The following is a 13,425-nucleotide window of genomic DNA, read 5'->3' as shown; positions in this document are numbered from 1 at the left end:
TATTTTCCATTAAAGGGAGGAATAAAAAATGTCAAAAAAGGGTAAATTATTATCTTTAATAATCACCGGTGTTATGTTTGCCGGAGTTCTTGGAGGGTGTGCTTCCACTCCAGATAAGGGTGCTTCAGGCGAAAAGAGCAAGAAGATAGGAATGGTAATTTCTACACAGAATAATCCTTTCTTCGTATCCATGAAGGAAGGTGCAGAAAAGAAGGCAAAGGAGCTTGGATATGAGCTTATAGTACTGGATTCCGGCAATGATGCAGGAAAAGAAAGATCAAACATAGAGGACCTTGTGCAAAAAGGTGTTGGAGCTTTAATAGTTAACCCAACAGACAGTGACGCAGTAGTTAATGCAGTGGGTGTAGCAAATGATGCTAAAGTACCTGTATTAACAGTGGATAGGAAGTCTAACGGAGGAGAGGTTGTTTCTCATATAGCTTCTGATAATGTAGCCGGTGGTGAAATGGCTGGTAAGTATATATTAGAAAAGCTTAATGCAAAGGCTAATATAGTTGAGCTTCAGGGAATTCCGGGAGCTTCTGCTACAAGAGACAGAGGAGAAGGTTTCCATAAAGCTGTAGACGGTAAAGATGGGGTTAAGGTAGTAGCAAGTCAGGCAGCGGATTTTGACAGACAAAAGGGCCTAAACGTAATGGAAAACATTATTCAGGCAAATCCTAATTTTGATGCTGTATTTGCACATAATGATGAAATGGCTTTAGGAGCAGTGAAAGCATTAAAGGCTGCTAATAAAAATGTTATGGTTATAGGTTTTGACGGAAATGATGATGCTAAAAAGTCAGTAGAAAGCGGAGATATGGCAGCTACTATAGCTCAGCAGCCTGATTTAATGGGGGCAATGTCTGTAGAAAATGCTGTAAAGGTGATAAAGGGAGAGAATGTAGAAAAAGAAATCCCTGTAGAGCTTCAATTAGTAAAAAAACAATAGGATAAGGACTTTAGACAATCCAGGAGAGTTTTTCCTGGATTGTCTCATATAATAATGATCAGTAAAGTTTTAGGTAGTTTTCATCGTATATATTAATAAAATTATTCCTTAAGTTCTTTTCAAAGAAGTATTAATAGGATACAATTTTATAGAAAGTTAAAAAACAACATATAAATTAAAGTAAAGAAATGAAAAGTATAATTGATATGGGTTGGAGGAAAATCATGAAAAAGGTAACTATTATGGATATAGCTAATAAGGTGGGAGTTTCAAAAGCTACCGTTTCCATGGTTTTAAATAAGAAAGACAGCAGTATAAGTCAGATTACAAAGGATAGAATACTTAATACTGCAAAGGAATTGGGATATATCCCTAACTCACTGGCAAGGAGTTTAAGCACCAGGAAAACCTGTACAATAGGTGCAATACTCCCGGATATTGTTAATCCCTTTTTTGCCCAGGTGGCACGTGCTATTGAGGATTCGGCTCAGGAGCTGGGGTATAATGTAATATTCTGCAACAGCGACAGTGACATAGAAAAAGAAGAAAAGTATATTAAGCTTTTAATAAGCAAGCTTGTGGATGGTGTAATATTTGCAGCAGGAGGCAAAAGTGATAAAAATCTTTCTTATTTAAGGAATAATAATGTTCCTTTTGTATTGGTTGACAGATATATTGAAGGTTATGAGGATGCTTATGGAGTATACTGCAACAATAAAGAGGGTGTTATGGAAGGGATAAAGTACCTTTATAACAAAGGAAACAGGAAGATAGCCTTTGTAATGGGACCTGATAAAATACAAGTCAGCCTTCAAAGATTAAGCGGATATAAAGAAGCAATGCAGAGTTATAACTTGTATAATGAGGATTGGGTTTATCAAACAAAGCTTACATTAGAAGGCGGGATGAAGGCCACTGAAGAGCTTATAAATAAATTGGAAAATATAGATGCTATATTATACAGTAATGATATGATGGCTTTAGGGGGAATTAAGTATCTTACCAGAAAAGGATATAAGGTCCCTGAAAACATAAGAGTTATGGGCTTTGACAATATCACTTTTTCTGAATTTACTGAACCGGAACTTACAACCATAAGCCAGCCTATTTATGAAATGGGAAGAGAGTCCTGTAAGCTTTTAATAGATGTAATAAACAATGAGGCAAAGCAGGAACAAATTTATTTTAAGCCTGAAATAATCATTAGAGGTACAGCTTAATAGCATTAAGGTTAATTTATTATACATAGATTTAAATAGATAAATATGTTAAGACTGAGATATTTGAATTATATCTCAGTTTTTTATTTGTAAAAGTTAAGCTTAAACATTAAGAAGGGGAACAAAACTATATAATTCCTCATAACAATGTACTAGTAATATTGAAAAAAGGTGTGTAAATGAATTACTTTATGAATAACCCTAGAAAAGGATGGACAGGAAGTGAAAGAAATCAAAGCTGTTACTATTTTACCAGGGAAAGAATTCACTTAAGGAGAATGGAGAGTGTTAAAGCTGAACACTCTGCTGATATAAAATTAGAGGAACAAAAGCTAAGTCCTAAAAGTTTCAGTATTTCCTATCCTTTTATTCCTGAAGGAGAATTATATAAAGGGAAGGATAAGATAAATGAAGGCATTATAAATGAATGCTCCGAACTTTTTAAAAATCAGGTGCTTCTTCCTGAGAAAGTTGATTTCCTGGAAGTTTTGGGTACCTATGAGATCACATTAAATAAAAATAATATAATAAGTGTATTATTAAGCCTATATACCTATGTTAATATGGCTGCCCACGGCTTCACCGCTTATTCTTCCATTACCGCTAACGCTGATACCGGGGAAATATACAGTTTTGAAGACTTATTTAATCCAAAGTTTTCTTACGCTGCCGCCATTGATGAAATAGCAAGAGAATATATTAAGAAGAACAATATAGCACTTTTAAATGATTTTAAAGGAATTGAGCCTAATCAGCAGTTTTATTTAACTTCTGACAGTTTAATAGTTTATTATCCCGTTTATAAATACACTCCCTATTATTATGGGTTATTCAAAATTGAAATACCCTATAACAAAATAAGTAATCTTATTACCCCTGTAAGCCCTATAACTGAATTTATTTAAAATTTTGTTACAAGAATATAAGATGAGACTATAGGTAAAAGAATGATACTTTTGGCAAAAAGCTTTGATTTTAAGGGCTTTTTTGCTGTAGAAAAATTCTTGATTTTAATGATTAAAGGAATAAATTAAAGAAAGGTGAGAAGCTTTACACAATTTAAACATAATTCTCCATTGCTTGTCACCTTTAAAATTTGGTATAATTCTTTATGGTGAATTATAAGGAATTTTAATGCAATCACTTGTTTTTTATATAAAAGCGTAATATGAGTGAATTTTTGTAAAATAGTAGCCTTAGAAAATTATTGGGGGAGTAGAAATATGAAAGATTATATTATTATGACGGATTCCTGCTGTGATCTGCCTAGGGAATATATAGAAAAAAATAATATTCCATTTGTAAGCCTTACCTGCAGGTTTAAAAATGAGGAATATAAAGATGATTTTGGTACAAGCCTAGATTATAAAACCTTTTACGAAGGTATGAGAGAAGGGGAAGTTCCTAAAACATCACAGCCTAATGCAGAGGCTTTTTATAAAGTCCTTAAGGAAATAATAGACAAGCACAATGATATTTTATATATATGCGTATCCTCCGGATTAAGCGGTACTTATAACAGTGCTAACATAGCAAAAAACATGATAAAGGATGAGTATCCGGAAGCAAGGTTGGAAATTGTAGATATATTAACTGCTTCCCTAGGACAGGGGCTTATGGTTATGAAAGCTCTGGAAATGAAGGAACAAGGCGCATCCCTTGATGAGGTTTTAGGCTATTTAGAAAATACTAAATTAAAGCTAAATACATATATAATTGTTGACGATTTAAATCATTTAAAAAGAGGCGGAAGAATATCTACAGCAGCAGCCATCGTAGGGTCCATGTTAAGCCTTAAACCGGTACTTACTTTAAATGATGAAGGAAAGGTTCTGGTTATAAGAAAGGCAAAGGGAAGAAAGTCTGGAATAAATGAGCTTGCTAAATATGTTATAGAAAAGGTTGAAAACCCTGAAGAAAATTATATAACTATCTGTCATGGCGATTCTGAAGCTGATGCTGAAAGATTAAAAGAAGCGATATTGAAAGAGGTTACTCCAAAAGGCATAAGCATTAACTTTATAGGACCTGTGGTTGGAACCTATGGAGGCCCGGGAGCTCTTGCAGTATTCTTTATAGGAAAACACAGACAAAACCATATAATAGATGTTCAAAGGAACTAAAAGCTGAAAAATACAAATGCTTGTCAGCTTTGTCAGGTGCCTGGCACCTGACAAAGTTGACAAGCTTTATTGCATTTAAAGCATATTATGGTTATAGTTATAGATAAAACAGCATAAAAAGAGGTTAACATATGAAAAATACAGCTTTTCACCATTTTAATTTAAGTGAAGAAATTACTAGAGCAATTACAGCCTTGGGATACAAGGTTCCTACAGAGGTGCAGCAGAAGGTAATACCTGCTGCTTTAGAAAACAGGGATTTAATTGTTCAATCACATACAGGCAGTGGAAAAACTGCAGCTTTTGCAATACCTTTATGCGAAAAGGTTATATGGGAGGAGAATAAGCCTCAGGCATTAGTGCTCACTCCTACAAGGGAGCTGGCGGTACAGATTAAAGAGGATATAACTAACATTGGACGTTTTAAACGCATAAAGGCGGCAGCAGTATTCGGAAAGCAGCCTTTTTCTATTCAGCAGAGGGAGCTGAAGCAGAAAACCCATATAGTGGTGGGGACTCCGGGAAGGGTTATGGATCACATAAGCAGAGAAACCCTAAGTCTTGAAGAAATAAAGTATCTCATCATTGATGAAGGTGATGAAATGCTTAATATGGGGTTTATAGATCAGGTGGAGGGAATAATAAAAGCTCTTCCTGAAAACAGGGTAACCATGCTTTTTTCAGCTACTATTCCTGAGGAAATCAAAAGACTTTGTTCAAGCTACATGAAGAGGCCGGAAACCATTGAGATCGAATCACAGTCTATAGCCACAGAAAGTATCGAGCATTATATTTATGAGGTGAGGGAAGAGGATAAATTTAAGCTGCTTGATGACATAGCTGTTACAGAAAATCCCGATAGCTGTATAATTTTCTGCAGAACAAAAGAGCAGGTGGATAATCTTTATAATAAATTAAAGGCAAAGGATTATCCCTGTGAAAAGCTTCATGGAGGACTTTTACAGGAGGATAGGCTTGAGGTTATGCAGGATTTTAAGCGGGGTAGGTTCATGTATCTTGTGACCACGGATGTAGCTGCCAGAGGAATAGATATAGATAGTGTAAGCCTGGTTATTAATTACGATATCCCTCTGGAAAAGGAAAGTTATGTTCATAGGGCAGGAAGGACCGGAAGGGCAGGGAAAGCCGGTAAAGCTCTGACCTTTGCCGCTCCTTATGAAAATAGGTTCTTAAAGCAGATTGAAGAATATATAGGATTTGAGATAACGAAGGCTAGTCCTCCAGCTAAGGAAGAGGTAAATAAAGGCCAGGAGGAATTTAGAAACAAGATAACCAGAAAGCCTAAAATTAAAAAAGATAAAAGCTCTGAACTTAATAAAGAGATTATGAAGCTTTATTTTAACGGCGGGAAAAAGAAAAAGATAAGAGCTCTGGATTTTGTAGGAACTATATCCAACCTTTCAGGAGTTTCAGCTGAAGATATAGGGATAATAGATATTCAGGATAACATATCTTATGTGGAAATATTAAATGGCAAAGGTCCTAGAGTTTTGGAAGCTATGAAAACTACTAAAGTAAAAGGCAAGCTGCTCAAGGTTCAGAAAGCCAGAGATTAAAAAAAGGTGCCAGGCACGTGACAAGTGACAATCAGCAAAAAGCTGATTGTCACTATCACCTGAACGGCACCTTTAATTTATTGTAGGCATAGCTACGGGCAATTTACCTTTAGGTTTAACGAGTCCAAAGATGGTTCTCATACCTACGGGGATGTTTATAGGCAGAGAAGCATTGCTTCCGGAGGTTATGTCATAACCTGTAGGTCCATATACTGCAAGCACTGCTTTAGCATCAGGAAGATATACCCCGTCATAAGGGTTCCTATATGCCATAACCACTAAAGGTTTATTTTTTTCTGCAGCATATTCTGTTATAGCTTTAGCCAATCTGTCAGGCTTTGAAGCTAAACTTTCCTTGCCGGGAATTACCTTAAGGTTTAAGGTACCTAATATTATATTGTCTGATTCATCTATAGCTTTTTTAAAATTCTCGGGAATATCAGGACCAAAGGAGGAATAGTCCAGAGTTGAATACTCTATTTTCTTCCCGGTCTCCTTCATAATATCTTTAAGAGCTAAAGTCATTAGGTCTACTCTGCTTTTGCCATAACCTATTATTAATAATTTGTTATTCTTTTTTAGCTTGAAGGGTAAAGTTTTGTTTTCATTTCTAATAAGGGTCATAGCTTTTTCTGCGGCGATTCTTTCAATGCGCTTATGATCTTTGCTTCCAAGGGTTTTTTCTGCTTCAGATATTATTTCTTCTATGGTTCTTGCATCTTGAGAACCTATTATGCCTCTTTTAATCTTTATTGTTATTATCCTTTTAGCTGATTCAGTTATTCTGCTTTCAGGTATAGTTCCATCCTTTACAGAATTTATAAGGGTGTTGAACATGATTTCAAGTTCAGCCTCTGCTGAAGAATTCCATACAGATACAGGCATAAGCACGATATCCGTTCCAGAATTTATGGTTTTTATAACTGCCTCTGTTTTGCCAAAGTGGTCAGAGATAGCTTTCATGTTCATAGCATCCGTTACTATTACTCCTTTAAAGCTAAGCTCTTCTCTAAGAAGTTCTGTGAGTATTTTTTTGGAAAGGGTAGCAGGTATACCTACCTCTTTTCCATCTTTTTTGGAAATAGCTTTATCATTGTCTATGGCAGGTACCGTTACATGAGCGGTCATAATCATATCAATACCGTCCACTATAGCTTTTTTAAAAGGTACGAGATCTATTGAATGAAGCTCTTCCAGGCTGTGATCTACAACGGAAACTCCTAAGTGAGTATCATTGGCGGTATCTCCATGTCCTGGAAAATGCTTTGCTGTTGCAGCAACTCCTGTAGACTGAAGGCCCTTTATAAAAGCAGACCCTTGTTTTGCTACAAGGTCAGGAAATCCTCCAAAGGAACGTATCCCTATTACAGGGTTATCCGGATTAACATTAACATCCAGAACAGGGGCAAAGTTCACGTTTATCCCTAAAGCTTTAAGCTCTTCACCTATAGCTTTTCCAACCTTTTCGGTTATTTTTACGTTATCTGCAGCTCCCAAAGCCATATTTCCCGGCATATTGGTACCGGTCTGAAGCCTTGTTACAAGACCTCCCTCTTGATCTATTGTAATCATAAGAGGCGTCTTTGCAGCCTTTTGAAGATCATAGACTAAGCGGGTGGTTTGTGCTGTACCTGGGACATTTTCTTTAAAAAGAATTATGCCTCCTAAATGATATTTTTTAATAATGCCTGCAACCTGTTCATTCATAGAGGTAAAGGGAATGTTTTTTCCCTGAGAATCCTTTCCCCAATACCTAAAGTCAGGCATTATCATCTGCCCTAATTTTTCTTCCAAAGTCATAGAGTTCACTATGCTTTCAGCCTGTGCTTCAGCAGAAGAATCTGCAGCGTGAGCTTTATACATAGTTAAGGGAGAACTGCCAAAGGATGCGGTGAGCGTAAACAATGAAGCGAAGATAACATAACGAAGTTTATTAATTTTCAAATTAATTCCTCCTTTTAATAAATCTCCTAAACCTCACAGCTTAAAAGCTATTAAAATATTATTTGGTTTTCTTATAGATATAATACTTTTCAGTGGACTTTTTAAAGCTTTCAGATTCTTCATCAATCTTTTCAAATAATTCTTCCAAAGTGTGTTTGCCTTCTCTTACATAGCTGTTTCCTACCAATTTATCTATAAAGTTAGTAGACAGGTACTGGAATTTATCAGGATACATATCCCTTACTGTATAGAGCATAGCAAGACCTGTTTTTACAGAGTTAAATTCCTCTCTGTCAGTAACGTATACTTGAACTCCTCCGCAGGCGTCTGCATTTTTTATCTTGTTTCCTGCTTTATCAAATACAGGACCGTATTTTGAGAAAGTAGGGGTAAAGGAGGCTGCTCTGAATTTAACACCAGGAAGATTTAAAGCATTAAGTTTATCTGCAAGCTGCAGGGGATTTATCCATGGGGCTCCTATGAGCTCAAAGGGACGGGTAGTTCCTCTTCCTTCGGAAAGGTTTGTACCTTCAAATACACAGGTTCCTGTATAAACTATTGCAGTATCTAAAGTAGGCATATTAGGAGAAGGCATTACCCAAGTCTGAAGCTCTGTATCGTCGTAGTACATGCCTCTGGTCCAGCCCTCCATAGGGATAACCTCAAGTTTGCAGTTTATATTTTGAGTTTCATTGATATACTTTGCATATTCACCAATTGTAAGCCCATACCTCTGTACTATAGGATACATTCCCACGAAGGAACTATAGGCTGGATCCAGAACGGTTCCCTGTACCTGATTTCCTCCCACCGGATTAGGCCTGTCAAAAACCACAAAGGTTTTATTATTTTCTGCTGCTGCCTGCATGGCATAGGCAAGAGTGTTTATATAGGTATAAAACCTGGCGCCTACGTCCTGCATGTCATAGGCTAGTATATCAACGTTTTTTAGCATTTCTGCTGTGGGCTTTTTTGTAGAACCGTAAAGGCTGTATACCGGAAGTCCTGTAACTTCATCAACGGTATCTCCTACATCGGATCCTGCCTGGGCATTTCCTCTTATTCCATGCTCTGCAGCAAAGAGAGTAGTAAGCTGAGTTTTTTCATAAAGTACGTCTATAGAGCTTTTGAATTCGTTGTTTATTCCAGAAGGGTTTGTAATAAGACCTATCTTTTTCCCTTTGAATATATTTATGTGCTTATCTAGGTTGTCTATTCCTAAAGTTACCTTAGGTTTTTTATGTTTTGGTTTTGCCTCAGCATTAAAGCCCATATAGCTTACTCCTACTAAAGTGAGGGCTAGTATAGATGCAGAAAGCAGTTTAACGGATTTTTTCATTTTTTTGCCTCCTAAAATTTATTTTTTTAAAAATAAGGTAGTTCTAGTTAGCTGATATAAATCTTTGTAACTACTTAAAAAATTTTTATTTACTAAAACATAAGCTTAAAATGTCCATATTTATAAAAATCTTAAAGAAGCTCATATATTTTTTTAACTATATCCTTATAAAGATTATTATTTGAGTCGTTTATCTGAGGGATTTTTATTATTACAGCCATATCATGTATAGGGTCAATTATTATTTTGGTTCCATCAGCTTCGGTAACTCCGTAAGACATATAGTTTGTGATTTTTCTTTCATATCCTAATCCTCTGGAGGGATTGTTATTAAGAGGCTTTACAAATTGATCCGAAGTTTCTCCGTTAAATAGACGTATTCCTCCATAACCTCCACGGTTTAATAGGCTTTGACCCATGACTGCTAAAGCAGTTTCTTTAGAAGTTTTATCTGTTATTCCAAGAGGATTGTATATATTTTGCAGAGCATATTCTTTAAAGCTTAATCCTGCAGCTTTTTCTATAATTCTTATCAATAAACCATAATCAGGTTTTTCAGAGGATAAAAGCTGCCTTAAAGTAGCGGTATTCTTATTTATAGAGGTGCCTTCTGGGATTAAATTTCCTAAAGGCTTATCTAAATCAAGGGTGCCTTCGCTTACGAGTTTTTCCAAGGCTATATTTGCCGTTAGTTTAGGGATAACCTCATCCAGAGAAGCCTCATTATTAGGATTTTTATCATTGCTCCACTGCATAATTAACTTTCCGTTTTTAACTATAGTTAAAGAAGAGGATTTTACACCCTTCAAGGTCTGATTAAAAATCTTTTCTTTGTTAAGAAAACTGTTCTCCTTAAAGCCTGCTTCTTTAGGATTTCCCTTTACCACTTGAGGATAGTGAACGCTAACGTTTACAAAACTTCCTTCAGGTTTTACATTAAGGACTTTAAGGGAATTCTGTCCTGTAACTACCAAGGTGCTTATATCAAAGGAAGCAGCTCCTTGATGTGATTTTAGTGCTGATGAGATGTCGATTTTCTTTCCGTTAATATACAAATCTGCGGTTTCCGCACCGTGGTTTTCTACTCTGATGCTGCCGCGTCCTCTATAACCCTTAAATACTCCTCTGCTCCTTGCATAAACTCTGCTGGTAGGATCATCTTCAGGGAATTTCATAGAGGTTTGGGATGCGTTTCCTTCTGCAGTATTTGTAATTGCTTTACTTCTATCCTTTTTAACAGTGTCTCTATTTTCCATAAAAGCTTCATATACTTTAGACATAATACTTCCGTATCTGCCGGTCTCCCATTTAGAACCTTCAAAATTATTTAAAACCGTTGGAGAATGTCTCATATTAGTTAGAAGTATCACTGCCATGTTATTTAAAGGATCGATATTCACAACACATCCGGTCCAGCCTGTATGACCTATTGTAAGATAGCTTGCATAAGGTCCAAACTCCCAAGTCTTTTTGCCATCACCTTGTCTATCCCAACCGAGACCGTAGGTTATATTTTTATCTGCAGGCTTGGTGAATTCTGATAATACATCTCTGCTGAATATATTAACATCGCCGTAAGTTCCACCATTTAAGATAAGTTGGCTTAATACCGCCAAATCCCCGGTAGTAGAAAACAGTCCTGCATGACCGGATACTCCTCCCATGGAATACCAGGCTTTTTCATCATGGACCTCTCCTTGAAGGGTATATTCTCTTATATTATTAAATAGAGGTATAGAATAGTCTCGGGTGTTTCCGTTCCTTTCAGTAGCAGCCGCATCTTCAGGTTTAAAACCCTTTTTCAAAGGATTGTACATAGTGTTTTTTAAACCTAAAGGCTTATATATTTCTTTTTCAACATATTCATCCTGTCTCATTCCTGTGATTTTTTCTATTATTAGGCCAAGAAGCATATAGTCAGTATCGCTGTAAACCACCTTCGTACCCGGTACATAGGCTAAGGGAGCCTTGGGTAACAGTTCTAAAGTGGTATTTCTATCCTGGGAATAGAATTTACCTGCTGAATTATTATCAAAAAATCTTATTTCAGGAGCAAAGCCTGCAGTATGATTTAAAACATTTCGTACTGTGATTTTGCTTTTTCCTTTAATAGGGTCTTCAGCAGAATCCTTAAATTCAGGTATATATTTAGAAACAGGAGCATCTAAATCCAGTTTGCCCTGGCTCACCAATCTCTGAAGAGCTAAATTTGTACTCATCATCTTTGTTATGGAAGCTACATCAAATAAAGTATCTACTGTCATTTTTTCAGGCTTTGACATAAGGTTATTCTTATCCCATTTCTTTTTATAGCCGTAAGCGGAATTTTTTACTACTTTGCCGTCTTTAATAACTGTAAGTACAGCTCCGGGGAAGCCTTCCTCCACCTCTTTATTTATAAAGTCATCAAGTTCCTGAAGCTTTTCTTTAGAAAACTCTTTCTGCATAATATCCTTTTCATTACCTTCAGAAAGCACCTTTCCTGTACCATTATTTAAGTTATCCGGCTGAGAAACTGCTGCTTGGGAAGTCAAATGCCAGTTAAGAGTCAGAGCGGCAGCCATCAAAAATGCAATAGTTCTTTTTCTTTTTAACATTGCCTATACCTCCTTAAAATTCATCTTTATAAATATTTGGTTGTTGCAAGTGAATTATGTAGGTTGTATATAATGATATGTATTGAAACTAAAATTCAGGTTATAAAAAAGCTAAAAGTATAACTACCTTTAGCGCATGTCCTGTTAATCTCCTTTAAAGTCTCCGGAAAACTTTAAAAATTTCATATAAATTTAATTATATTTTTAATTTCATAATATATATTACTAAAATACCATTATAAGGTCAATAAAAGCATACGCAAAAAAGGCTGAATTACACAATTTTAACAGTTTATTTAAAATTGTGGTGCCAGGCACGTGACAAGTGACAAAAATCTAATTTTTGTCACTTGTCACGTGCCTGGCACCATCCCCCTATTGACATGATAATAATCTTGAATTAAAATTCTTTATAAAAGAAAAAATAATTGAAGTACAAAATATACTTTAAATTGGTCCAGTGAGGCCAGAAAGGGGATAGCAATGACTATGATTTTTTGTGGTGCACAGTTTTGTCAAAATCAAATATTTATTAACCTTAAAATAGGCTGTAAAGGATAATTCAGGGAATAGTGTAGTATTCTCTTAATTATCCTTTTATTTTGATTATTCTGGAGGTTAAATAAATGAAAGCAAAATTGATTTTAGAAAATGGTATGGTTTTTCAGGGAAATGCGCTGGGATACCTGAAGGAAACTGTAGGAGAAGTGGTTTTTAACACAGGAATTACAGGATATCAGGAGGTCCTAACGGATCCTTCCTACTACGGACAGATAGTCACTATGACTTATCCTCTCATTGGAAATTACGGCTTAAACTTAGAGGATGGAGAATCACAGAGTCCAAAGGTTAGAGGCTTTATAGTGAGAGAAGCCTGTGATTATCCAAATAACTTCAGATGTGAAATTAAGCTGGAGGATTATTTAAGAAACAATAAAATAATGGCATTAGAAAATATAGATACCAGAGCCCTTACAAAGGTTTTAAGAAGCACAGGAACCATGAAAGGAATCATTACCTTAGAGGAGCTTAGTGAGGATTATATAAAGGAAAAGCTTAAAGACTTCACTAACGAGGATGCGGTGATGCAGGTTACTTGTAAGGAAGCCTTTACTATAGATGGTGAAGGAAAGCATGTAGCTGTAATGGATTTTGGAATAAAAGAAAACATAATACGAAGCTTCAAAAAGAGAAACTGCAAAATTACAGTATTCCCTGCAGATACAAAAGCAGAGGAAATTTTAAAGGCTGATCCGGATTTGATATTCTTATCTAACGGTCCTGGGGATCCATCAGATTTAAGAAAAGTAATTGAAAACATTAAAGAGCTTATAGGTAAAAAGCCTATAGCAGGAATATGCCTTGGTCATCAGCTTTTGGCTCTTGCCATGGGAGGAAAAACTGAAAAGCTGAAGTTTGGACATAGAGGCTGCAATCATCCGGTAAAGAGCCTTGAGCAGGGTAAAGTGTATATAACCTCTCAAAACCACGGCTATTTTGTAAGTGAGCTTCCAAAGGACACAACGGCAACTCATATAAGTGTCAACGATGGTACTGTAGAGGGAATGAAGCATAACACACTTCCTATATACAGCGTTCAGTTCCATCCTGAGGCCTGCCCGGGACCTAAGGATGCAGAGGGAATCTTTGATAGATTCTTAGAGCTTTAATTA

Annotated in this window: 9 protein-coding genes; 6 read left to right on the top strand and 3 right to left on the bottom strand. The window is 36.0% G+C overall.

What is annotated here, in order from left to right; genetic code table 11:
- The first annotated feature begins 28 nt into the window (after positions 1 to 28).
- The 5 genes from rbsB (at position 29) to TA89_RS14705 (ending at position 5,872) form a co-directional block, all read left to right on the top strand.
- Positions 29 to 952, top strand: a complete 924-nt coding sequence (gene rbsB, locus TA89_RS14725) for a ribose ABC transporter substrate-binding protein RbsB (protein ID WP_040214486.1) — start codon at positions 29 to 31, stop codon at positions 950 to 952.
- A gap of 224 nt (positions 953 to 1,176) precedes the next feature.
- Positions 1,177 to 2,172, top strand: coding sequence for a LacI family DNA-binding transcriptional regulator (locus TA89_RS14720; RefSeq protein ID WP_040214484.1), 996 nt, complete (start codon positions 1,177 to 1,179; stop codon positions 2,170 to 2,172).
- Between the two features lie 179 nt (positions 2,173 to 2,351).
- On the top strand, positions 2,352 to 3,077 hold the full coding sequence (locus TA89_RS14715; protein ID WP_242850163.1) for an RsiV family protein: 726 nt from the start codon (positions 2,352 to 2,354) through the stop codon (positions 3,075 to 3,077).
- 318 nt (positions 3,078 to 3,395) lie between these two features.
- Positions 3,396 to 4,295, top strand: a complete 900-nt coding sequence (locus TA89_RS14710; protein WP_040214482.1) for a DegV family protein — start codon at positions 3,396 to 3,398, stop codon at positions 4,293 to 4,295.
- A gap of 131 nt (positions 4,296 to 4,426) precedes the next feature.
- A complete protein-coding gene (locus TA89_RS14705) occupies positions 4,427 to 5,872 on the top strand; it encodes a DEAD/DEAH box helicase (protein ID WP_040214481.1) in 1,446 nt (481 codons plus the stop codon).
- Between the two features lie 72 nt (positions 5,873 to 5,944).
- Here the strand turns inward: TA89_RS14705 and TA89_RS14700 are convergent, their stop codons facing one another.
- From TA89_RS14700 to pbp4b, 3 genes are all read right to left on the bottom strand, one after another.
- On the bottom strand, positions 5,945 to 7,816 hold the full coding sequence (locus tag TA89_RS14700) for a glycoside hydrolase family 3 protein (protein WP_082023966.1): 1,872 nt from the start codon (positions 7,814 to 7,816) through the stop codon (positions 5,945 to 5,947).
- 58 nt (positions 7,817 to 7,874) lie between these two features.
- Entirely contained in the window at positions 7,875 to 9,155 is a 1,281-nt protein-coding gene (locus TA89_RS14695; RefSeq protein WP_040214479.1) for an exo-beta-N-acetylmuramidase NamZ family protein, read from the bottom strand.
- Between the two features lie 131 nt (positions 9,156 to 9,286).
- Positions 9,287 to 11,752 carry a penicillin binding protein PBP4B gene (gene pbp4b / locus TA89_RS18125; RefSeq protein WP_147590144.1) on the bottom strand — a complete coding sequence of 822 codons (2,466 nt, stop codon included), beginning with the start codon at positions 11,750 to 11,752 and terminating at the stop codon, positions 9,287 to 9,289.
- A gap of 626 nt (positions 11,753 to 12,378) precedes the next feature.
- On the opposite strand from pbp4b, the gene TA89_RS14685 reads away from it, so the two are divergent.
- Complete coding sequence (locus tag TA89_RS14685) at positions 12,379 to 13,422, top strand: carbamoyl phosphate synthase small subunit (protein WP_040214476.1); 1,044 nt, start codon at positions 12,379 to 12,381, stop codon at positions 13,420 to 13,422.
- The last annotated feature ends 3 nt before the right edge of the window (positions 13,423 to 13,425 follow it).

This window comes from Clostridium polynesiense (genome assembly GCF_000820705.1).
Lineage (GTDB): Bacteria > Bacillota > Clostridia > Clostridiales > Clostridiaceae > Clostridium_AA > Clostridium_AA polynesiense.
The sequence above is the reverse complement of the archived record's forward strand: the minus strand, read 5'-3'. Positions and strand labels throughout refer to the sequence as shown.

Bases quoted from the DNA above. Each gene is read 5' to 3' on its own strand.
- rbsB (WP_040214486.1), top strand. From the start codon at position 29: ATGTCAAAAAAGGGTAAATTATTATCTTTAATAATCACCGGTGTTATG.
- TA89_RS14720 (WP_040214484.1), top strand. From the start codon at position 1,177: ATGAAAAAGGTAACTATTATGGATATAGCTAATAAGGTGGGAGTTTCA.
- TA89_RS14715 (WP_242850163.1), top strand. From the start codon at position 2,352: ATGAATTACTTTATGAATAACCCTAGAAAAGGATGGACAGGAAGTGAA.
- TA89_RS14710 (WP_040214482.1), top strand. From the start codon at position 3,396: ATGAAAGATTATATTATTATGACGGATTCCTGCTGTGATCTGCCTAGG.
- TA89_RS14705 (WP_040214481.1), top strand. From the start codon at position 4,427: ATGAAAAATACAGCTTTTCACCATTTTAATTTAAGTGAAGAAATTACT.
- TA89_RS14695 (WP_040214479.1), bottom strand. From the start codon at position 9,155: ATGAAAAAATCCGTTAAACTGCTTTCTGCATCTATACTAGCCCTCACT.
- pbp4b (WP_147590144.1), bottom strand. From the start codon at position 11,752: ATGTTAAAAAGAAAAAGAACTATTGCATTTTTGATGGCTGCCGCTCTG.
- TA89_RS14685 (WP_040214476.1), top strand. From the start codon at position 12,379: ATGAAAGCAAAATTGATTTTAGAAAATGGTATGGTTTTTCAGGGAAAT.